At 68.4% G+C, this 21513-nt stretch carries 23 protein-coding genes; 14 read left to right on the plus strand and 9 right to left on the minus strand.

The annotated features are described in order from the left end of the window. Nucleotides 1–103 precede the first annotated feature (103 nt). From AB0E63_RS22885 to AB0E63_RS22895, 3 genes are read left to right on the plus strand one after another with little or no spacing between them, the layout of a single operon-like run. Entirely contained in the window at nt 104–457 is a 354-nt protein-coding gene (locus AB0E63_RS22885) for a YciI family protein (RefSeq protein ID WP_360369751.1), read from the plus strand. Further along, on the plus strand, nt 454–1686 hold the full coding sequence (locus AB0E63_RS22890; protein ID WP_360369557.1) for a DUF6596 domain-containing protein: 1233 nt from the start codon (nt 454–456) through the stop codon (nt 1684–1686). Before AB0E63_RS22885 ends, AB0E63_RS22890 begins: the two co-directional genes overlap by 4 nt. Nucleotides 1687–1722: 36 nt before the next feature. Continuing rightward, nucleotides 1723–2400 carry a hypothetical protein gene (locus AB0E63_RS22895; protein ID WP_360369560.1) on the plus strand — a complete coding sequence of 226 codons (678 nt, stop codon included), beginning with the start codon at nt 1723–1725 and terminating at the stop codon, nt 2398–2400. Here AB0E63_RS22895 and AB0E63_RS22900 read toward each other — a convergent pair. From AB0E63_RS22900 to AB0E63_RS22915, 4 genes are read right to left on the minus strand one after another with little or no spacing between them, the layout of a single operon-like run. Further along, on the minus strand, nt 2397–2948 hold the full coding sequence (locus AB0E63_RS22900) for a DUF4240 domain-containing protein (protein WP_360369563.1): 552 nt from the start codon (nt 2946–2948) through the stop codon (nt 2397–2399). The genes AB0E63_RS22895 and AB0E63_RS22900 overlap by 4 nt on opposite strands. Before the next feature lie 54 nt (nt 2949–3002). Next, the gene (locus AB0E63_RS22905) at nt 3003–3947 is read right to left on the minus strand and encodes an aldo/keto reductase (protein ID WP_360369566.1); all 945 of its coding nucleotides are present in this window, start codon (nt 3945–3947) and stop codon (nt 3003–3005) included. Between the two features lie 29 nt (nt 3948–3976). Continuing rightward, on the minus strand, nt 3977–4543 hold the full coding sequence (locus AB0E63_RS22910; RefSeq protein ID WP_360369569.1) for a dihydrofolate reductase family protein: 567 nt from the start codon (nt 4541–4543) through the stop codon (nt 3977–3979). Nucleotides 4544–4546: 3 nt separating this feature from the next. After that, complete coding sequence (locus AB0E63_RS22915) at nt 4547–5350, minus strand: alpha/beta hydrolase (RefSeq protein ID WP_360369572.1); 804 nt, start codon at nt 5348–5350, stop codon at nt 4547–4549. A 78-nt stretch (nt 5351–5428) separates the two neighbouring features. Here AB0E63_RS22915 and AB0E63_RS22920 point away from each other — a divergent pair, with 78 nt between their 5' ends. Then, the gene (locus tag AB0E63_RS22920; RefSeq protein ID WP_360369575.1) at nt 5429–6133 is read left to right on the plus strand and encodes a TetR/AcrR family transcriptional regulator; all 705 of its coding nucleotides are present in this window, start codon (nt 5429–5431) and stop codon (nt 6131–6133) included. A 3-nt stretch (nt 6134–6136) separates the two neighbouring features. Here the strand turns inward: AB0E63_RS22920 and AB0E63_RS22925 are convergent, their stop codons facing one another. Both AB0E63_RS22925 and AB0E63_RS22930 read right to left on the minus strand, forming a co-directional pair. Continuing rightward, the gene (locus AB0E63_RS22925) at nt 6137–7219 is read right to left on the minus strand and encodes a lysylphosphatidylglycerol synthase transmembrane domain-containing protein (RefSeq protein WP_360369578.1); all 1083 of its coding nucleotides are present in this window, start codon (nt 7217–7219) and stop codon (nt 6137–6139) included. Between the two features lie 53 nt (nt 7220–7272). Beyond that, nucleotides 7273–8265: a LacI family DNA-binding transcriptional regulator gene (locus AB0E63_RS22930; RefSeq protein ID WP_360369581.1), complete on the minus strand. Its 993-nt coding sequence runs from the start codon at nt 8263–8265 to the stop codon at nt 7273–7275. Nucleotides 8266–8758: 493 nt separating this feature from the next. Between AB0E63_RS22930 and AB0E63_RS22935 the strand changes: the two genes are divergently transcribed. From AB0E63_RS22935 to AB0E63_RS22970, 8 genes are all read left to right on the plus strand, one after another. Further along, entirely contained in the window at nt 8759–8881 is a 123-nt protein-coding gene (locus AB0E63_RS22935) for a hypothetical protein (protein ID WP_360369584.1), read from the plus strand. A gap of 8 nt (nt 8882–8889) precedes the next feature. Then, nucleotides 8890–9243 carry an L-rhamnose mutarotase gene (locus AB0E63_RS22940; protein ID WP_360369587.1) on the plus strand — a complete coding sequence of 118 codons (354 nt, stop codon included), beginning with the start codon at nt 8890–8892 and terminating at the stop codon, nt 9241–9243. A 3-nt stretch (nt 9244–9246) separates the two neighbouring features. Further along, entirely contained in the window at nt 9247–10410 is a 1164-nt protein-coding gene (gene rhaI, locus AB0E63_RS22945; RefSeq protein WP_360369590.1) for an L-rhamnose isomerase, read from the plus strand. A gap of 6 nt (nt 10411–10416) precedes the next feature. Then, entirely contained in the window at nt 10417–12450 is a 2034-nt protein-coding gene (locus tag AB0E63_RS22950; RefSeq protein ID WP_360369593.1) for a bifunctional aldolase/short-chain dehydrogenase, read from the plus strand. 8 nt (nt 12451–12458) lie between these two features. Beyond that, complete coding sequence (locus AB0E63_RS22955) at nt 12459–13901, plus strand: L-fucose/L-arabinose isomerase family protein (RefSeq protein ID WP_360369596.1); 1443 nt, start codon at nt 12459–12461, stop codon at nt 13899–13901. After that, entirely contained in the window at nt 13898–15331 is a 1434-nt protein-coding gene (locus tag AB0E63_RS22960; protein ID WP_360369599.1) for a rhamnulokinase family protein, read from the plus strand. The genes AB0E63_RS22955 and AB0E63_RS22960 overlap by 4 nt, the downstream gene beginning before the upstream one ends. Nucleotides 15332–15336: 5 nt before the next feature. Beyond that, nucleotides 15337–15579: a helix-turn-helix domain-containing protein gene (locus tag AB0E63_RS22965; RefSeq protein WP_360369602.1), complete on the plus strand. Its 243-nt coding sequence runs from the start codon at nt 15337–15339 to the stop codon at nt 15577–15579. A 91-nt stretch (nt 15580–15670) separates the two neighbouring features. Then, a complete protein-coding gene (locus AB0E63_RS22970; RefSeq protein WP_360369605.1) occupies nt 15671–16084 on the plus strand; it encodes a hypothetical protein in 414 nt (137 codons plus the stop codon). 53 nt (nt 16085–16137) lie between these two features. Here the strand turns inward: AB0E63_RS22970 and ilvA are convergent, their stop codons facing one another. After that, nucleotides 16138–17430, minus strand: a complete 1293-nt coding sequence (gene ilvA, locus AB0E63_RS22975; protein WP_360369608.1) for a threonine ammonia-lyase IlvA — start codon at nt 17428–17430, stop codon at nt 16138–16140. Between the two features lie 229 nt (nt 17431–17659). On the opposite strand from ilvA, the gene AB0E63_RS22980 reads away from it, so the two are divergent. Beyond that, on the plus strand, nt 17660–18526 hold the full coding sequence (locus tag AB0E63_RS22980) for an HIRAN domain-containing protein (RefSeq protein ID WP_360369611.1): 867 nt from the start codon (nt 17660–17662) through the stop codon (nt 18524–18526). Nucleotides 18527–18584: 58 nt separating this feature from the next. Here the strand turns inward: AB0E63_RS22980 and AB0E63_RS22985 are convergent, their stop codons facing one another. Further along, nucleotides 18585–19415 carry an NAD(P)H-binding protein gene (locus AB0E63_RS22985; RefSeq protein WP_360369614.1) on the minus strand — a complete coding sequence of 277 codons (831 nt, stop codon included), beginning with the start codon at nt 19413–19415 and terminating at the stop codon, nt 18585–18587. A gap of 80 nt (nt 19416–19495) precedes the next feature. Here AB0E63_RS22985 and AB0E63_RS22990 point away from each other — a divergent pair, with 80 nt between their 5' ends. Then, a complete protein-coding gene (locus tag AB0E63_RS22990; RefSeq protein ID WP_360369617.1) occupies nt 19496–19918 on the plus strand; it encodes a MarR family transcriptional regulator in 423 nt (140 codons plus the stop codon). Between the two features lie 127 nt (nt 19919–20045). Here AB0E63_RS22990 and AB0E63_RS22995 read toward each other — a convergent pair whose 3' ends face one another. Continuing rightward, nucleotides 20046–21452, minus strand: coding sequence for an FAD-binding oxidoreductase (locus AB0E63_RS22995; RefSeq protein ID WP_360369620.1), 1407 nt, complete (start codon nt 21450–21452; stop codon nt 20046–20048). Between the last annotated feature and the right edge of the window lie 61 nt (nt 21453–21513).

Below are 21513 nucleotides of genomic sequence, written 5' to 3' on the forward strand. Positions count from 1 at the left end.
CGACATCTCGCGTTTGTCGAGTCGGGCCCGGGTGTTACGACGTACCGGGTGAGAGGGGGTCACAGCGGCCTCCGCGAGGGACAGGATGGTGCCTGTGAAATACATGCTGCTGATCTACAGCAACGCCGAGAGCTGGGCGGGCCTGTCTGCTGAGCAACGCGAGGGTCTGTCGCGGGCGCACCAGTCGCTGTCGCGTGAGCTGAGTGAGCAGGGGCTGCTGGTCAGTGCGGCCGGGCTGGCCGACCCCATCACCACGCGGACCGTGCAGGTGCGTGACGACACCACGATGACCACGGACGGGCCGTACGCTGAGGCCAAGGAGCACCTGGCCGGGTTCTATCTGATCGAGTGCGATGACATAGACCAGGCGATCGGGTACGCCGCCCGGATGCCGGATGCGGAGTACCTCGCGGTGGAGGTGCGACCGGTGATGGACACGTCCGGGCTGGAGATGTGAGCGACTTCGAGCTGCTGCTCCGTGAGCAGGCGCCGCAGGTCCTGAGCGCGCTGGTCCGGCACTACGGTCACTTCGACCTGGCCGAGGAAGCCGTCCAGGAGGCACTGCTGGCGGCCGCGCAGCAGTGGCCGACCGAGGGGGTTCCGGACAACCCGCGGGGCTGGCTGATCCGCGTCGGGTCCCGCCGGCTGACCGATCTGCTGCGCAGCGAGTCGGCCCGGCGGCGCCGCGAGGAGAACGCGGCACAGCTGTCCGCACCGGAGGAATTCGTTGCTTCAGGCCCGGAGATCGACGATCCGGGCGGCCGGGACGACACGCTGACGCTGCTGTTCCTGTGCTGTCACCCGGCCCTGTCGCCGGCCTCGCAGATCGCGCTGACGCTGCGCGCGGTCGGTGGTCTCACCACTGCGCAGATCGCGGCCGCGTTCCTGGTGCCGGAGGCAACCATGGCGCAGCGGATCAGCCGGGCGAAGCGCAGTATCAAACAGGCGGGCAGTACGTTCGAGCTGCCGCCCGAGGCGGAGCGGGACGAGCGGATGGGCGCCGTACTGCACGTCCTCTACCTGATCTTCAACGAGGGCTACACCGCCTCATCCGGTACGTCGTTGCACAGCGCGGAGCTCACCACCGAGGCGATCCGGCTGGTGCGAGGCGTGCGCAAGCTGCTGCCGGACGACGGAGAGGTGGCCGGGCTGCTGGCACTCATGCTCCTCACCGACGCACGTCGGCCGGCTCGGACCGGTGTGGAGGGCGCACTGGTGCCGTTGGCGGACCAGGACCGCTCGAAGTGGAACAAGGCTGCGATCGTCGAGGGCGAAGCACTGGTGACGGATGCGCTGTCGCGCACGCAGCTAGGGCCGTACCAGGTTCAGGCCGCGATCGCTGCGGTGCATGACACCGCTCAGCGCGCCGAGGACACGGACTGGCGGCAGATCGTCGCGCTGTTCGACGTACTCGAGCAGATGGTCGACAACCCGATGGTGAAGCTCAACCACGCGGTCGCGGTCGCCATGGCGGTCGGTCCGAAGGAGGGGCTCGCTGTACTCGAGCCACTCGAGTCCGACGACCGCATGACCGGCCACCACCGGCTGGAGGCGGTGCGTGCGCACCTGCTGGAGATGTCGGGTGAGCGGGCTGCCGCACGAGAGAGCTTCCTGCTGGCGGCCCGCCGTACGACGAGTGTTCCGGAGCGCAACTACCTGCAATCGAAGGCAGACGAGCTGACCTGAGTCGCGATGCCCCCGGACATGTGTCAGGTTTGAACCGTGGATCTGACCAGGGCCTCGCTCCTCCGCGAGATGCTGACCGGCACTGAGCTGGGGAGCCGGACGACCGAGTTCGCGCACTCCCTGCGGCGGTTCACCACTCGGACCGGTGGACTGATGCTGTTCGGGCCGGCCGACGACGAGCCGTGGCATCTGACCGCGCACCTGGACGACGAGCTGCACCGGGCCGGGGTTGAGGACATCCGGCCGTCGCTGGTCCGCTGGGCGCCGCCACCGGACGCACCGCCGCACCTGGCGATCGGACTGGATCGGCTGCAGGACGCGGGCCGCGGTGAGTCGCTACTGGTGGTCGCCGAGGAGAATCCCGCGGAGACGTTGCTCGAGCGGATCAGCGACGTACGACGACGCGGTACGACGATCTTCAGCATCGGGAACGGGGATCAGGAGCTGACGTCCCTCAGCCACGAGACGCTGGTGCCCGAGTTGCTGGTGCCGGATGGGTTCGGGTGGACCAGTCGGCGGATCGAGCTCGAGTTCGACCACGACGAGCCGCAGACCGCCGTACCGCTGACCGATCTGGAACCGCAGGCGGCGGAGGGGTTCGAGATGGCCCAGCACCTGGTCAGCCTGGCCGCGGCCGATGCGGACGCCGGTCAGCCCGGCTGGCGCCGCCGGCTCCGCGCAGCCATCGAACGCCTCAGTGGCGAACCGGCCTAGGCTTCCAGGTAGAGCGCGGCCAGCCGGGGCAGGCGGGTCTCCAGGTCGTCCTCGTCGTCGAAGTCGATCTCCTTACCGGCAGGCAGGGCTGGGGTGTCCGGGGTGTCCGCCTCGACGGCCTTCCAGTACGCCGCCTCGTCGCCGGTGACGTTCTTGTACGCGTGACTGCCCACGTGCAGCAGCCCCTCACCGTCGAACCCCTCGAAGCCCTCCGGCCGGTCCTCGTCGACCACGTCGGCGAGCGAGTCCGGCTCGGCCAGCGCCGCCTCCCAGACCTCCCTCCCCTGCGCGATCAGCCAGCCACGGAACGAGTCGAACCCGTCCTCCGAGGCACCCGAGTTGATCAGGTACGCCGCCGCCCACAGATCCCACCGGTAGGACTCGACCTGCAACCGCGCGAGCTCCACCCCGAACTCGGCGATCTCCCCGGCCTCTAGTCCACCCAGCTCCTTGACCAGCGCGTCCGCAACCCCATCCGGATCCGCGACGGTGTCATCCACACCACCACGCGCATCCTCGACCAGTCCCCAGAAACCATCCCTGTCCACCCCCAAAGCGTCTCACCACCCCTAGGCCAAAGGGGAGCGTTGATCAGAGGTGATTTACCAGACCTCGCCCAGTTGGGCGCGGTGTTCGGGGGTGAGTTGGAGGTGGGCGCCGTTGAGGGCGGTTTGGAGGTAGGTGGGGGTGCTGATGCCGATGATGGGGGTGATGGCGGGGGTGCCCGTGGTGAGCCAGGCGATGACTGCTTCGGAGGGGGTGATGTCGAGGTCGGTGGCTACCGCGGTGAGGGCTTCCAGGCGGCGGATGGTGCCGGGGTGGGTGAAGGCTTCGGGGATCGGGCGGTCCGGGCGGTTCTCGTAGGCGCCGGACATCAGCGGGCTGTAGGCGAAGAGTTGCTGGCCGGGGTTGGTGGCGGCGTAGTCGAGGACCTCGTCGGTGATCCAGCCGAAGCGGTGGTCGTGGGTGTGGTCGCGGACCAGGGGGCGGGGCTGGAGGTAGGAGTAGCGAAGCTGGAGAGCGCTCGGGCCCATGACACCCAGCTCGGCGGCGAGTCCGCGCATCCGCTCGTACCGCCACAGCGCGTAGTTGGACAGGCCGAGGCGGCCGATGGTGCCGGCTGCCGCGTGCTTGCCGAAGGCGGCGGCGGTTTCTTCCAGCGGGGTCGAACGGTCGTCGCGGTGGGCCCAGTACAGGTCGATGTGGTCGACGCCGAGTCGCCGGAGCGAGGTCTCCAGCGCCGCGTCGATCGCCTGAGCGCTTAGGCCTTCCGTGTGCTCGGGGTAGCTGCCGGGCCGGAGTGGTTCGCAGCCGACCTTCGTCGCGAGTTTCACCCGGTCCCGCACCCCTGGCCGCTGGGCGAACCACCGGCCGAGCAGCTCCTCGCTCTGCCCGCCATGCCCACTCGGGTCGTGCCAGAACGCGTAGCAGTTCGCCGTGTCGATCCATTCACCCCCGGCATCGACGTACGCATCCAGCAGCGCGAAAGACTCCTTCTCACCGATCCGCGTCCCATACTCCATAGCGCCCAGCGCGATGTTCATCATGCCGACCACCCAACGACCTAGACCGCTCTCTAGGTCAAGTCCCGCCGGTAGACCGTCACCGGAATGCCCTCACCGAAGCTCACCGACTGCGTCAGCTTCCACCGCGTCTTCTCGGGCGTCTCGCCGAACAACCGCCGCCCGGTCCCCAGAATGACCGGGAACGTCATCAAGCGGGTCTCGTCGACCAGATCAGCCGCCAGCAATCCCTGGACCAGCTGGATGCTGCCCGGGACCTGGATCTCGCTGGCCACCTCACTCTTCAGTCTGGTCACCACCTCACCTAAGCCACCGGACAGCACCTGCGTGTTGTTCCAGGGCGGATCGGTCAGCGTGCTCGAGACGACGTACTTGGGCATGCTGTTGTACTTGTCCGCCAGCTCCCCCGCGTAGTTCGGCCACGCCGCCGCGAACCCTTCGTACGTACGACGCCCGATCAGCAACGCGTCCGCCCCGAGCGCCTCGTCGTTCTTGAACTTCTCTCCGTCCGCACCGCGGTCGAAGTCGAACGTCCAGTTCGCGTACTTGAAGTCCTCCCCGCCAGGAGCCTGTACGACGCCGTCCAGCGAGCTGAACGTGGTCACCACGATCGTCCCCATGGCTCACACCTCGTGTGCGAACTGGCGGAGGGCCGGCGCGAGTACGGGGGGCTCGACGTTGTGGTTTTCGCCTGGGACGGGCTTCAGGGTTGCGGTTGGCAGGAGGTCGGCGACTGCCTGGCTGCCGGTGATCAGGAAGGGTGCGGTGGCGTCGCCGTGCATGACCAGGACCGGGACGTCGACCGCGGCCCAGCGGTCTGCCGGCAGTGGGTTGCCCGACATGGTCGTGCCCATGATCCGGCCGTCGTACGAGATGGTGTGCGCGACCTCCTCGACCGGCGCCCAGTACGGGCTTTGCCGGATCCCGGCGACGAACTCGGGCGGCATGCCGGCCGCGGCGGTCATGAACAGCTCCGCGGCCTGGTCCCGGCGGCCCGCCGCGACGAACGCATCGAGTTGCTCGACGTAGTCGGAGGGCAGCGGCGGACGCGAATCGTCGACCACCACCGGCGGCTCGAAGAGTGCCAGCGCGGTGATCGGCAGCCCGGCGGCCGCCGCGTCCAGGGCCAGCAGTGAACCGGAGGACCAGCCGAACACGATGGCCGGCTGTCCGGCGTCCTCGATCAGCGCGGCCAGGTCCTCGATCTCCCGCTGGATCGCGTACGGCGCGGTGTCGGTGCTCTCACCGCGACCGCGCCGGTCGTAGGCGTAGACCCGGAACTCGTCACTCAGCAGCTTCGCCACCTCGGCGTTCGACGGGTTGACCGCGCGGTGGGCGGTGGCGCCGTCGACCAGGATCAGCGGCCGGCCCGTGCCCCACGCCTCGAAGGCGATCGTCGTGCCGTCGGCGGATTTCACAGTGCTCATCGTCGTTCTCCTTCAGTGTCGTTCGGAACTAGACCGTACAGTACTCAGAGAAGAACTGGACTGTCTAGTATGATTTCCGTGACCACCGAGGAGGACGCCGTGGAGGAGTACCGACAGCGGGCTGCCGTCTGGCAGCCGGAGCAGGCCGCCCCCACCATCGAGGGCGAGGGCCGGACGCCACGCAAGCGCCGGGCGATCCTCGCCGCCGCGACAGAGGTCTTCCTCCAGCACGGGTACCTCGGCGCGAGCATGGACGAGGTCGCGGCGAAGGCCGGCGTCTCCAAGCAGACGGTCTACAAGCAGTTCGAGAACAAGGAGCGCCTGTTCGCCGAGATCGTCCTCGGCACCAGCGATCAGCTGATGGACGGACTGCTGCAGGCGTACGCCGAGACCCTCGACGGCGCGACCGATGCCCGCGAAGCCCTGCGCGCGCTGGCTCGTCGGCTGCTCGACAGCCTCACCTCCGACAGCGTGCTCCAGCTGCGCCGGCTCGTGATCGCCGAGGCCGATCGGTTCCCCGAGGTCTGCGGAGCCTGGTTCACCAGCGGGTTCGAGAACTCACTGGAGGCGTTGGGTACGGCGCTCACCCGGCTGACCGAGCGTGGTCTCCTGCGTGAGCTCGACGACCCGACGCTGGCGGCGTACCAGTTCGCCGGACTGGTCATGTACAAGCCGATGAACCGGGCGATGTTCGCCGGCACCCGGCAGCGGCCGAAGCCAGGTGAGCTCGACAAGCTCGCGGACCAGGCGACCGCGGTGTTCCTCGCCGCGTACGGCGCTTGACGCCTACTCCTCATCCCCGGCGGAAGGGGGTGGCTCTGTCCTCGATGGACTGGTGATGTGCAGGTGGATCCGCCAGCCGGCCCAGGCCAGGAGGCCCACGGGGATCGGCAGCCAGAAGGAGACGAGCCGGTACATGAGTGTCCCGATGAGTGCCGTGTCCGCGCTGACTCCGATCAGGACCAGCAGCGCTGCGAGACCGGCGTCGACGAAGCCGAGACCACCCGGCGTGATCGGGATCATCGCGAGGGCCTGGGCGACGACATAGGCCAGGAGCACCATGGAGGGCCGGGCGTGCGCATCGAGCGCCGCCAGTGCGGCGACGAGCGCTGCGTAGTCGAACATGCGGTTCGCGGCCGCCGCGAAGGCCGCAGCCCACCAGTGGCCCTCGAACGCAGCGGCGACCCGGTCTCGCTGCGCAACCAGCGTCGCGGCGCAACTGTCGGCGGTCACGCTGCGCTTCACGACATGGATGACGCGACCGGCCGCCCGACCGACGATCACCACGAACCGTTTCCAGGTGAGTGCAGTGAGCCCGAGACCGACGATGACGATTGCCATGATCAGCGAGACCAAGAGGCCGAGTTCCAGCTGCCGAGCGGGCGGTGGGCCGATCAGCACCGCGGGCACCGTGAGTACGGGCAACAGCAGCAGCACGCCGGTGGTGATCAGGCCCATCGCGGTCAGAGCGGAGGCGACGACTGCGGCCGGCTGCCCGGCCTGGATCAGAAGCCTGGCTTGGAGGACGCCACCAGTGGCCGCGCCACCGGGGACGACCTTGCTCGCGGCGTTCCCGGCCAGTTGCGCCGTCGCGATCGTGCCCCACCCCGGATGGACGGGTCGTGGCTCCTGGTCCCCGTGATGCTGGGCCAAGGCCAGTTTGGCGAGCCACCACAGCGCGGCGAAGCTGCAGGCCTCCAGGACTACGAGGACCGGGAACCACCAGGGATTCACATCCGCGAGGCGTGGCCAGGCTCCGAAGAGGGACAGGATGCTCGGCGCCACGATGTACAGGCCGACACCGGTGATCGCCAGGCCGACAGCGCGGCCGCCCCACCGCCGCACCAAACCCCCGCCAGCGACGCGCATGTCTCACCTCGCACAGTGACCCCCACTCGCCTGGCCACCATAGCGCGACAGGCTCAGAGAGTGCCTCGGGTCGAGGTCCGGACGACGAGCTCGGGGGTGAACGTCACCCGCTGGTGCTCGTGGTCCGGGTTCGAAGACTCGTCCAGCAACAGTTCGGCGGCGGTCCGGCCGAGGAGCTGCCGCGGCTGGCGGACCGACGTCAGGGGTACGGCGGCAGCCTCGGCGAACTCGATGTCGTCGTACCCGACGATGGCGAGGTCCTCGGGAACGCGCAGGCCGAGACTCACGCACTGCTGCAGCAATCCCAGCGCCAGCAGGTCGTTCGCGCAGAAGGCGGCGGTCGGGCGCCGGGCCGCCGGGAGGCCGGCGAGTCGTTGCCCCGCGCCCCTACCTTCCGCGACCGTCAGGGCGCCGGTGGTGATCTCGATCAGGTTCTCCGGCGGTTTGCCGGCCTTGCGGAGCGCGCGCCGGGCGCCGTCGCGACGGTCGATGACCTGGCCGATCGTGTTCGGGCCGCCGACGTACGCGATCCGTTCGTGACCGAGCTCGAGCAGGTGGGCGATGGCGAGCTCGCCGCCGAGGATGTCGTTCACCGCGACCGAGCAGTGGTCGGAGTCGTCGATGGAACGGTCCACGACGACGACCGGCGTACCGCGGGACGGGAGTTTGCGCAGGCGGGAGGAGTTCTGGTCGATCGGGGTGATCAGGATGCCCTGCACGCGTTGCTGCTCGAGCAGGTCGAGGTAGTCGGCCTCGCGGTCGGCGTCCTCGTTGCTGTTGCAGAGGAAGACCGACAGCCCGGCCGCGCGGGCCGCCTCCTCGACACCCTTCGCGACGTCGGTGAAGAACGGGTTGCCGGCGTCGAGCATCAGGTACGCGAGGATCCGGCTGCTGCCGGCTCGGAGCTGGCGGGCCGACTCGTTCCGCACGAACCCCAGCGAGGCCATCGCCGCCTCGACCTTCGCCCGCGTCAACGGACTGACCACCTCAGGCCGGTTCAACACATTCGAGACCGTCCCCAAAGACACTCCCGCTGTCGCCGCCACCGCCTTGACCCCCGCAGCATGCCGCTTCGCGGCACGCCGCCGCTTCCCTCCTCCTGCCGAGGGGGAAGAGGAGGGGGCTGAGCTCGCCGTTCGTGGTAGCGCCGAGGCGCCGCCCGCCGCGTCGGCGGCAGACCGGCTAGTGCCGGTAGGTCGACTGGACGAGTCGGCGGCTGACCGGCTGGCGCCGGCACGGCGGGTGGGGCCAGGGGCGTGGTCCGGGGTGCTGTCCGCCGGCATGCGTGACCTCCCCGCGTCGTGGATCGGTTTGAAACGTGTTAGCGGGCGAAGCGTACCTGCTTTCCGCTCGGTTTCCGCAGTAACCGTCCGGAATGGGACGCCAGGAGGTGGGCGACCTCTTGACGGCTGGAGGCGCCCGCCCTTACGTTCGTGCAATCCTCTTGAAACCTTTCAGCAACTCTACGCCCCGAGTTGGAGGTGACGATGACCGACGGCTCACCGCGTCCCCGACCTGTCCGGGGCCGGGAACATCGCGATGGGCCGCCAGCCGCTGGGTCGTTTCAACACCATCGACCGGGCTGTGACGGCCCGGCGGGCCGCCCAGCCGTTCGGCCGCCTCGGCGTGTCGACCGCCACCATCGACCAGTTCAACTTCTGAGGACCGCTGTGAATCGCTACTGCTTCTGCCTCCAGGTCAGACCTGACCGCTTGGAGGAGTACGTCGAGCGCCATCGGAACGTCTGGCCCGAGATGCAGGCCGCGTTACGTGACTCCGGCTGGCACAACTACTCGCTCTTCCTCCGCGACGACGGCCTGCTGATCGGGTACGTCGAGTCCGACGACCTGGAGGCGGCGCAGAAAGCGATGGCGGCGACCGAGGTCAACACCCGCTGGCAGGCGGAGATGACCGAGTTCTTCACTCGCCAAGGAGACGGCACAGAAGACGGCCGGCCGCCGGACGAGTCGTTCCTGCTGCTACCCGAGATCTTCCACCTCACAGCGCCATCCGAAGGGGACTGAACCATGACGACCGAAGCCGCGAAGGCCGCCCTCAGCCGCCAGGAGATCGAACTGCCCTCGTGGGCGTTCGGGAACTCCGGCACCCGGTTCAAGGTGTTCAGTCAGCCCGGCGTGCCGCGGTCGCCGGAGGAGAAGATCGCCGACGCCGCCGTCGTGCACAAGTACACCGGCGTCGCGCCGAGCGTCGCGCTGCACATCCCGTGGGACAAGGTGAACGACTACGCAGCCCTGTCGGCGTACGCGAAGGAGCAGGGCGTCCGGCTGGGCGCGATCAACAGCAACGTGTTCCAGGACGACGACTACAAGCTCGGCAGCGTCACCAACCCCGATCCCCGGGTACGGCGGAAGGCGACCGACCACCTGCTCGAGTGCGTCGACATCATGGACGCGACCGGGTCCCGCGATCTGAAGCTGTGGTTCTCCGACGGCACGAACTACCCGGGCCAGGACGACATCCAGGACCGGCAGGACCGGCTCGCCGAGGCGTTGAAGGAGGTGTACGACCGGCTCGGTGACGACCAGCGGATGCTGCTGGAGTACAAGTTCTTCGAGCCGGCCTTCTACACCACCGACGTGCCGGACTGGGGTACGGCGTACGCGCACTGTCTCGAACTGGGGCCGAAGGCAACGGTCTGCATCGACACCGGTCACCACGCGCCGGGGACCAACATCGAGTTCATCGTCGCCTCCCTGCTCCGGACCAAGAAGCTGGGCGCCTTCGACTTCAACAGCCGGTTCTACGCCGACGACGACCTGATGGTCGGGGCGGCCGACCCGTTCCAGCTGTTCCGGATCATGAACGAGATCGTCCGCGGTGACGCGCTCGACCCGGACCGCGGGATCGCGTTCATGCTCGACCAGTGCCACAACATCGAGGAGAAGATCCCCGCGATCATCCGCTCGGTGATGAACGTCCAGGAGGCCACCGCGAAGGCGCTGCTGGTCGACCGGGACGCGCTGCGCGCTGCCCAGGCCTCGGGTGACGTGCTGGAGGCGAACGCTGCGCTGATGGACGCCTACAACACCGACGTACGGCCGTTGCTCGCCGAGCTGCGGGACTCGCAGGGACTCGATCCGCAGCCGGTCGCGGCGTACAAGCGCAGTGGGTACTTCGAACAGATCGTGAAAGACCGAGCCGACGGCCAGCAGGCCGGATGGGGAGCCTGAATCATCATGACCGACACTGCAGCCGAACTTGTTGCGCGCAGCAACAGACTGGGTGCCGATCCGCGCAATACGAACTACGCGGGCGGAAACACGTCCGCGAAGGGTACGGCGACCGACCCGGTGACGCAGCAACCCGTCGACCTGGTGTGGGTGAAGGGCTCCGGCGGTGACCTCGGCACGCTGACGCCGGCCGGTCTCGCCGTACTGCGGCTGGACCGCCTGAACTCGCTGGTGGACGTCTATCCGGGCGTCGACCGCGAGGACGAGATGGTCGCCGCGTTCGACTTCTGCCTGCACGGTAAGGGGGGTGCGGCGCCGTCGATCGACACCGCGATGCACGGCCTGGTCGACTCTCCCCATGTCGACCACCTGCACCCGGACTCCGGGATCGCGCTGGCGACCGCGGCCGACGGCGAGAAGCTGACCGCGGAGTGCTTCGGCGATCGGGTGGTCTGGGTGCCTTGGCGGCGGCCCGGGTTCCAGCTCGGTCTCGACATCGCGGCGGTCAAGCGGGAGAACCCGTCCGCGATCGGCTGCATCCTCGGCGGGCATGGCATCACGGCGTGGGGTGATACCTCGGCGGGGTGCGAGGCCAACTCGCTGGAGATCATCCGTACGGCGGAACGCTTCCTTGCGGAGCGTGGATCCGCGGAGCCGTTCGGTGCCGTGGTCCCCGGGTTCGAGCCTCTGCCGGAGGACGTCCGGCGGACCCGTGCGGCGGAGTTGGCACCGGTGATCCGCGGACTCGCCTCGACGGACAAGCCGCAGGTCGGCCACTTCACCGACTCGGACGTCGTCCTGGAATTCACCGCCCGGGAGAAGCTCACCGCCTTAGCGGCGCTGGGTACCTCCTGCCCCGACCACTTCCTCCGCACCAAGGTGCGGCCGCTCGTGCTCGACCTGCCCCCGACCGCCCCGTTCGACGAGGCAGTCAGCAGGCTCCGCGAGCTGCACGAGCAGTATCGCGAGGACTACGCCGCCTACTACAACCGGCACGCCTCGGCGGACAGTCCGGCGATGCGGGGTGCGGACCCGGCGATCGTGCTCGTTCCGGGTGTCGGCATGTTCAGCTTCGGCAAGGACAAGCAGACCGCGCGGGTGGCCGGCGAGTTCTACGTGAACGCGATCAATGTGATGCGCGGTGCCGAGGCAGTGTCGACGTACGCGCCGATTGACGAGCGGGAGAAGTTCCGGATCGAGTATTGGGCGCTGGAAGAGGCCAAGCTGCAGCGGATGCCCAAGGCGAAGCCGCTGGCGACCCGGGTCGCCTTTGTAACCGGCGGCGGGTCGGGGATCGGGAAGGCGATCGCTCAGCGGCTGGCGGCCGAGGGCGCTTGTGTCGTGGTGGCGGACCTGGATCTGGCAGCGGCCGAGGCGGTGGCGAAGGAGATCGGGTCGTCCGACGTGGCCGTTGCCGTCGGCGCCGATGTCTCGTCGGCCGAGGCAGTGGGAGCGGCGCTGCGGGAGGGCGTACTTGCTTTCGGTGGTGTCGATCTGATTGTCAACAATGCCGGATTGTCGATCTCGAAGTCGTTGCTGGAGACGACCGAGCGCGACTGGGACCTGCAGCACGATGTGATGGCGAAGGGTTCGTTCCTGGTCTCGCGGGCGGCTGCGAAGGTGCTGATCGACCAGGGCCTGGGCGGCGACATCATCTACATCTCCAGCAAGAACTCGGTCTTCGCCGGCCCGAACAACGTCGCGTACGGCGCGGCCAAGGCGGACCAGGCACACCAGGTCCGGCTCCTCGCGGCCGAGCTCGGTGAGCACGGCATCCGCGTCAACGGCGTCAACCCGGATGGCGTCGTACGCGGTTCCGGGATCTTCGCCAAGGGCTGGGGAGCGCAGCGTGCCGCGGTGTACGGCGTGCCCGAGTCGGAGCTGGGTGCGTACTACGCGCAGCGGACCTTGCTGAAGCGGGAGGTCCTGCCGGAGCACGTGGCGGCCGCTGTGTTCGCGCTGGCCGCTGGCGAGCTCACGCATACGACCGGTCTCCACGTGCCCGTTGACGCCGGCGTGGCTGCCGCCTTCCTTCGCTAGGAGTCTTGATGACCGAGCTGGACGTCCGCCCCGGGCTGGAGCGGATCACCACGCGCAAGACGCGGATCGGGCTCGTGGCCGGCGGGCTCGGGGCCTACTGGCCGCAGTTCCCCGACCTGCTGCCGCAGTTGCAGGCGTCTGCGCGGCGCGTCTCGGAGCGGTTCTCCGCGCTGGACTGTGAGGTCGTCGACGTCGGGTTCATCTCGGACGCGCAGGAAGGTGCTGTCGCGGCCGAGAAGCTGCGGGTCGCTGACTGCGATCTGATTGTCGGCTTTCTGACGACGTACATGACCGCGTCGATGCTGGTCCCGATCGCTCAGCGGAGCGGTGCGCCGGTGCTGTTGCTGAATCTGCAGCCGACAGAGGCGATGGACCACGTGACCTTCGACACGGGTGCTTGGCTGGCCTACTGCGGGGCCTGTCCGTTGCCGGAGATGGCCAACGCCTTCGAGCGGTGCGGAGTCGACTTCCGATCCGTGTCCGGTTATCTGGAGGACGAGCGGGCGTGGGGGCGGATCGATCGGTGGATCCGCGCGGCCGGGGTGCGGGCGGCGTTCCGGCATGGGCGGCATGGTCTGCTCGGGCATCTGTACCCGGGGATGATGGACGTGATCACCGACCCGACGCTGGTCTCGTCGCAGCTCGGCGGCCACGTGGAGATCCTCGAGATCGACGACCTGCGGGTCCGCGTCGAGAAGGTCACCTCGGCCGAGACGGACGAGCGGATGAAGCTCGCGCAGGACATCTTCGCCCTCGACGACTCGGTGAACGGGGACGACTTCCGGTGGGGTGCCACGGTGTCGGTCGCGCTCGACCGGCTGGTGGCCGACTTTTCCCTTGATTCGCTGGCCTATTACCACCGCGGGCTCGACGGAGAGACGCACGAACGGGTCGCGGCCGGCATGATCCTGGGTGCTTCGTTGCTCACGGCAAGGGGTATTCCGGCGGCCGGTGAGTACGAGCTGCGGACGTCGCTGGCGATGCTGGTGATGGATCGGCTGGGTGCGGGCGGATCGTTCACCGAGCTGCAGGCGCTGAACTTCAACGACAACGTGGTCGAGATGGGCCACGACGGACCGGCGCACCTGGCGATCAGCTCGTCCAAGCCGTTGCTGCGTGGGCTCGGGGTGTATCACGGTAAGCGCGGTTGGGGTGTGTCGGTCGAGTTCGACGTGAAGCACGGGCCGGTGACGGCGTGCGGACTTGGTCAGCGCCGGGACGGTTCGTTCAACCTGATCGCGTCCGAGGGCACCGTCGTACCAGGGCCGTTGCTGCAGATCGGGAACACTACGTCGCGGGTCGACTTCGGGTGCGATCCGGGCGAGTGGACCGACGCGTGGTCGGCCTCCGGGGTCGCGCATCACTGGGCGCTCGGTACCGGTCACCGCGCCAAGGACCTGGCCGCGGTCGCTGACCTCCTTGACCTCGACCTGACCGTCGTCTCCCCATGAAACGTGTCGCCGCGGTAGATCTGGGCGCGTCCAGCGGAAGGGTCATGCTGGGCGCGGTCGGCGACGGCCGCCTGGACCTGACCGAGATCCACCGCTTCTGGAACGGTCCGGTGCAGGTCTCCGGCACCCTCCACTGGGATATCCTCCACCTCTACCGCTCCCTGCTCGAAGGCCTCCGTACGGCGGGCGCGGTGGACGGCATCGGCATCGACTCCTGGGCCGTCGACTACGGCCTGCTGGACACCTCCGGCCGCCTCCTCAGCAACCCCGTCCACTACCGCGACTCCCGCACCGACGGCGTGATGGAACGGGTCCTGGAGAAGGTGTCCGCTTCCGAGCTCTACGAGATCACGGGCCTGCAGCAACTTCCGTTCAACACCATCTACCAACTAGCTGCAGAGAACGCGCTCGACCGGGCCGAGGTGCTGCTCATGATCCCGGATCTGCTCAGCTATTGGCTTACCGGGGAGGTCGGGGCCGAGCGGACGAACGCCTCCACCACTCAGCTGTACGACGTGCGTGCGCGGGGGTGGAGTGACGTGCTGGCCGCGAAGGTGGGGATCCCTCGGGAACTGCTGCCGGCGCTGCGTGAACCGGGTGAGGTGGTGGGGACTTTGCTGCCTTACGTGGTTGAGGAGACTGGGCTTGATGCTGCGACGCCGGTGATTGCGGTGGGGTCGCATGACACTGCTTCGTCGGTGGTCGCCGTACCTGCTGGGGATGAGCGGTTTGCGTATATCTCGTCGGGCACCTGGTCGTTGGTGGGGCTGGAGTTGGAGGCGCCGGTGCTGACGGAGGAAGCGCGGTCGGCGAACTTCACCAACGAGGGTGGGGTGGACGGGCGGACCCGGTTCCTGCGGAACGTGATGGGGTTGTGGATTCTGCAGGAGTGCCAGCGCGTCTGGGGGGACGACGACTTGCCGCGGCTGTTGCAGGAGGCGGCCGACGCGCCGCCGTTCGCCGTACTGATCGATCCGGACGCCCCGGAGTTCCTTGCCCCCGGCAACATGCCGCAACGGATCGACGAGCACTGCCGTGCGACCGGGCAGGAGCCGCCGCGATCGCGCGCCGCCGCGGTGCGGTGTGTGCTGGAGAGTCTCGCGCTCGCGTACCGCCGGACGTTGCGATCGGCGCAGAGCATCGCTGACCGGGCGGTCGACGTACTGCACGTCATCGGCGGCGGCTCGCAGAACGAGTTGCTCTGCCAGTTGACCGCCGACGCCTGTGGGTTGCCTGTACTGGCCGGGCCGGTCGAGGCCTCGGCGTTGGGCAACGTCCTTGTTCAGGCTCGCGCGTTGGGCGAGCCGTTGCCGGACCTGAGCGCGATGCGCGCCCTCGTCCGGTCCACCCATCACCTGCGGCGCTACGACCCGCAGGGCAAACCGGCCGACTGGGACGCCGCCGAGTCCCGGATGTTCGGAACAAGGTGATCCGTATGACCGTCCTCCCCCAGGAACTCCGCCCCCTCGCTCGCCGGGTGCCACCTCGCGAGATCAGCCACGACGACCTGCAACTTCTGCGACTGCTCGCCACCGGGCTGCCGGTCGACGCGGTGGCTCGCCGGCTCGACCTGTCCGAACGTACTGTCCGCCGCCGTACCCGCCTGGTCTGCGACCGCCTTGGCTTCAGCACCGCCATCGAAGCGATCGTTTGGGCCGCCCGCCGCGGACTGGTCTGAACCTCAACCCGGACCGGCTTCGGCGTTAGGCCGAGGCAGGTCCGGGTACCGGGGGTTCTGGACATCGAGCCTTGGAGGGGCGATGGACGGAATGACCATTTTGTGGATTGTTGTGGCTGTTGCGGTGCTGGTCATCCTGGTGGCTCTGCTCGCTGGGGCCTCGTCGCGGTCGTCGAAGCGACGGGCTGAGCGGGAGCGTCAGGAGGCTTACGAGCACGAGCAGCAGGCCAGGGCTTCGGCAGTGCAGGCCGAGCGGCAGCAGGCTGTGGCCGATGAGGTCGAGGCGCGCTCGCGCAAGGCGCAAGCGATCGCCGATGAGAAGGCAGCTGAGGCACGTCGCCTCGCGGCCGGTGCGGCTGAGCGGCAGGAGGCCGCGCAGGAAGCCCGTGCGGAGTCGGAGGACCACCGCGCGCAGGCAGCTGACCTGACGCAGGATCGGGATCAGGACTGGGCCGATGGCACGCATCCGCAGGATCCGCGGACTGCGAGGCATACGAAGAACTGACGACGAGGTGGTGATCCCGCCGGCGCGGAGAACGCTCGGCGGGATCAGTGCGTTCAGATCAGGTAGCGGAACTCCGGTGAGTTCGGGTTGATGCGTTCGATCTCGAGCGGTGCCGCGTCCATCCGTGCCTTCAGTCCCTCGAGATCGCCCGGCCGGCTGATCTCGATGCCGACCAGTGCCACACCCGTCTCGCGGTTGTTGCGCTTCACGTACTCGAACAGCGTGATGTCGTCATCCGGGCCGAGCGCCTCGTCCAGGAACTGGCGGAGTGCGCCCGGCTCTTGTGGGAACGTCACCAGGAAGTAGTGCTTGAGCCCTTCGTGCACAAGCGATCGCTCGAGGATCTCGCCGTACCGGCTGACATCGTTGTTCCCGCCGGACAGCAGGCAGACCACCGTCTCACCCGGCCGCACCGCCAGACCGTTGCCCAAGGCACCTGTCGACAGCGCGCCGGCCGGCTCGGCGATCAACCCGTCGGTCTGGTAGAGCTCGAGCATCTCCGAGCACACAAGTCCTTCGGGCACCGACATCATCTCGACGCCGGCCGCCTGGACCAACGGCAGTGTCACGTCGCCAACCCGCCGTACGGCGGCGCCGTCCACGAAGCTGTCCAGGTGTGGCAACGTCACCGGCTCGCCGGCTTCCAGCGCCGCGGCCATGCTCGCCGCTCCGGCCGGCTCGACGCCGACGATCCGTACGCCGGGATGCCGCTCGGCCAGCCACGTCGCGACCCCCGCGACCAGCCCACCACCACCGACCGGAACCACTAGTACGTCGGGCGCCTGGCCGAGCTGCTCGACGAGCTCGACGGCCACAGTCCCTTGTCCTGCAACGGTTCTCAGGTCGTCGAACGCCGGGACCGTCGTGGCGCCGGTGGCCTCGCCTTCCGCGAGTGCCGCGGCGGCCGCGTCGTCGTACGTGTCGCCGGTGACGATCACCTGGATCTGCTTGCCGCCGAGTGCCGCGATCCGGTCCCGCTTCTGGCGTGGCGTCGTACGCGGAACGTAGACCTTGCCGTGGACACCGAGGATGTGGCACGAGTACGCCAGGCCCTGACCGTGGTTGCCCGCACTCGCGCAGACGACCCCGGCCGCCTTGGCCGCGTCGTCGAGCTGGGCGATCAGGTTGTAGGCGCCGCGAAGCTTGTAGGACCGGCCGATCTGCAGGTCCTCCCGCTTCAGCCAGACCTGCGCGCCGGTGCGTTCGGAGAGGCGGAGGTTGCGTTGCAACGGTGTACGCACCGCGACGCTGTCGAGTCGCTTGACCGCGGCCTCGATCGCTGCCGCGTCAAGGGCCGAAGGGCCTGTGACGGTTGTCGATCGAGCGACTGAACTACTGCCCTGCATGAGCTTCCTTCCCGTGCATTTGCACGATCCTTGCCGATTCGCTCGCTGCACAAGACGATTCGCGTCCACACTACGGACGGAGGGATACCTTTGCGCATCAGACTCTTGCACGATGCGTGAAACGGCCCTTCCATGGGGATTCTAGTTTTCATACGCTCACTCGGTGTAACGGCCAGGGGTCTGGACGGGATGAGCCGAGTAAAGCCGGTCAGAAGGACTGGAGGGCAGGATGGAACTGATTCCGTTCAGTCTGTGGGGCGACGCCTTGTGGTGCGGTCAGGAAGTCGTGCGGGAGACTCCGCACGAGCAGGCGATCCGAAGCCTGTTCCCCGACCCCATCCCGGCGCGTGGCGCAGACCTGGACACCGAGGCGGACCTCGTCCCGGAACCGCACAACCGGTTCGACCCCCGATCGATCGCCGTACGGGTGCAGGGGAAGGTTGTCGGCTATCTGCCGAGGGACGACGCGCACCGGTACCACCCGGTGCTGTCAGAACTGGTGGCACAAGGCCTGCAACCGCAGGTGCCGTGCCATCTGTGGGTGAGTGAGTGGGAGCCGGCGGACTGGGACAGCAAGGGTGACCAGGGCACCGAGTTCCACGCCAGCGTGGCGGTGGCCCTCGGCCAGCCGCACATGCTCGTCCCGGTGAATCTGCCGCCACCCGGCAGCTTCCACCTGCTGCCGCCCGGCAGCGGCATCGTCGTACCGGGCAGCGAGGTCCATCCCGACGTACTGGCGCCGTTCTTCCGGGCGGAAGGCGAGTGCTGGGCGTACGCCACCATGCATGCGATCGAAGAGGAGGACGGCATCCAGGACCGGCATCGGATCGTGGTCGAGATCCGGCTGGACGACGAACCCGTCGGCCGGCTCAGTCCACGGCTGAGTGCGGAGTTCCTGCCCGCCATCCACTACCTCAACGACATGCGTGCCGAAACCGCCGCACGGGTCGCCGTCCGCGGCGACCGCACCGCATCGGAGGTGATCTTGTACGCGGCGCGAAGTCACGACTTGCCGGCTACCTGGCCGGACGGCTTGACCCGCTCCCCGGTCGCGTCCCCACAATGGCACTACTGGGCCACCAAAGAGGCCAACTAGGCGGCTGCGCAGTACTCACCACGCCCTGAGGTGGGTACTGCGGAGCTACTTCAACCGTCTACCTGAAGGCTGCGGCGTTCTGCCGGCACCAGTCCGCGAAGGTCCGTGGGTCCTGACCGGTGAGGCGGCGTACGGCGCCTGTGCGCAGGCCGACCGTGTCGGCGCGCATGAGCTGGAGACCCTCGACGAGCGCTGCGGCCAGGGCCGGCGGGGCGCCGTCGGGGTAGCGGAACCGCACCGCGTCCTCTGGGGTCTCGACGGTGCGGACTTCGAGGTCGCGGCCGATGGCCTGGCTGAGGATCACGACCTGCTCGGCCACCGTGAACGTCTCGCCGCCGGTCAGGGTGTAGTCCTTCTTCTCGTGTCCTTCCTCGGTGAGGACGGTCGCCGCGACCGCCGCGATGTCGGCCGGGTCGATCGGTGCGGCACGGCCGGGGCCGATCGGGTCCAGCACGTAGCCGCCGTCCCGGATCGTCGGCAGCCAGTCGAACGCGTTGCTCATGAAGCCGGTCGGCCGGAGGAAGGTCGCCGGGATCCCGGCCCGCTGGATCAACTGCTCGCGCTCGTGATGCCAGTGGCCCATGGCGGGGATCGGTTCGCCGAGTACGGCGTACGACGAGAGGTAGACGAGGTGCCGCACGTTCGCCGCCCGGGCGGCGGTGACGACGTTCTCGGTGTGCTCGAGGCCGATGCCGGGCGCGAGGAGAAACACCTTGTCGACGCCTTCCAGTGCAAGCGTTTCCGGCCGGCCGAGGTCGCCGATGAGGTGCTCGCCGGGTACGTCGGTGCGTGGTGCGCGCAGGAGGACCTTGAACTCGGCGCCGCGGCGGTCGAGCTCGTCGACCAGGAGCCGGCCGACGTGGCCGGTGGCGCCGGTGATGAGTAGCATGGGAGACTCCTTTACCGGTTAACGATCTCTCTGGGAACGTTAACCGGTAAACGATCTGGTCGTCAATCTGGAGTCCCTTGATGCCTGAGTTCCTGGACCTGCACAGCAAGACGTCGAAGGCGCTTCGGGTGGCCGCGGACGCCGCCGTACAACGGCATGGGCTGCGGCTCGGGCAGGACCATCTGCTGGCCGCGTTGTGGGAGCAGGACGGGCGTACGCCGGGCGAGATCGCCGCCGCGGTGAACGTCACCACGCCCGCCGTCACCAAGCTCGCGACCCGGATGGCGGAGTCCGGGCTGATGGAACGCCGGCCCGATCCGCACGACCACCGACTCGTCCGCCTCTGGCTCACCGACGCCGGCCGCGCCCTCCGTAAACCGATCGAGGCCGAGCGTCAGCACCTCGAGGATCAGCTCACCGCCACGCTGACGAAGGCCGAACGCGCCCACCTCATCAAGGCCCTCACCAAGATCCACGAAGCAGCGACGGCGCTGATCAAGTGACGTACGTTGGCTCCATGGCAGCAGATGTCGTCGCACCGACCTGTCCAACTTGTCTGCCCGGCATCCTCACCCGCGTCGACAGCCCGTAGGCCCAGGTCGATGACCTGGGCCTGAGGCCTGCGTGCTGCTACTTGGTGGGTTGGATGTTCTGGTTGAGGTGGAACAGGTTGGTGGGGTCGTAGGTGTTCTTCACGGCGACGAGGCGGTCGTAGGTCGTCGTCGGGTACGACGCCCGGACGATGTCCTCGTTGGTCTCGCCGGTGAAGTTCACGTACGACGCCGCGTTCGGGCCGAGTGCGGCGCCCGAGGCGCGAGCCCACTGGACGGCCTCGTCGTAGCCGTCCGCGTCCGGCGTACGGGCGACCACGTTCAGGATGTACTCACGGTCGCGAGTGCCGAACGCGGTGGCGTCCGCCGGAACCCGGCCCATCGCCCCTCCGAGGTGATGGACGTGGAGCTCGGACACGCCGTTCGGCACCTGGGCGTGGGCCGAGACGAGCGCGTCGACGGTCGGCTGCTCGAGGTCGCTGAAGAACGCCGAGCGGAAGTAGTTCCGCATGCCGCGCGGGAACAGCGGATCGAGCAGCGTCTGCATCGCGTTGTACGGCATCGGGCCGAACAGATCGGCAACCACCGGCGCGAGCTCGCGGAACGGTTTGGTCGCCGCATCGCCTTCCTCGACCCGCCCTGACCACATGCCCAGTACGGCGACAATCGGCTTGCCGTGCACCTCTTCGGGCAGGAACGGCAGCGGTGGCGCGGTCGTCAGGTTGATGGCCAGCGACAACTCGTCGGGTGCGCCGGCGGCCGCCGTACCGAAGCCGCGCAGTACGTCGGCTGCGCTGTCGCCCGGGTAGAAGACGAGACCGGCGAACACCGTCGGGCCGACCTCGTGCGCCTTGAACTCGAATGACGTGACGACACCGAAGTTGCCGCCGCCGCCACGCAACGCCCAGAGCAGCTCCGGATTCTCCTCCTCACTTGTGTGCAGGTACCGGCCGTCCGCGGTGACGATGTCGGCGCCGACGAGGTTGTCGCACGCGAGGCCGGCCTTGCGGACCAGCCAGCCGATCCCGCCGCCGAGGGTGAAGCCCGCGACACCGGTTGTGGACACCAGGCCGCCGGTGACGGCCAGCCCGAAGGCCTGCGCTTCGGCGTCGACGTCTCCCCAGACGCAGCCGCCCTGCGCCACGATGCGGCGCCGGTCGGGATCGATCCGGACCGAGTTCATCGGCGACAGGTCGATCACCAGGCCGCCGTCCGTCGTCGAGAAACCGGGGATGCTGTGACCGCCGCCCCGGACGGCCAGCGTCAACCCCTCGCTACGGGCGAACTCCACGGCCCGGATGACGTCGGCCACCCCGCGGCAGCGCACGATGAGCGCGGGTCTCTTGTCATGCGCGGCGTTCCAGATCGACCGTGCTTCGTCGTACGAAGCGTCGGTCGGGCGGATCAGCTCGCCACGAAGTCCCTCGGCGAGCTCACCGAGCGTGGCCTCCCCGAGCGTGTCCTGCCGCGCTTGCGTCGTTGTCATCTCTACTCCTGATTCGTCGAACCCAGGGGTTTCCCTGGACCCGAACGACAGTAGGAAGGCT

Source organism: Kribbella sp. NPDC026596 (assembly GCF_040638415.1).
Taxonomy (GTDB): Bacteria; Actinomycetota; Actinomycetes; order Propionibacteriales; family Kribbellaceae; genus Kribbella.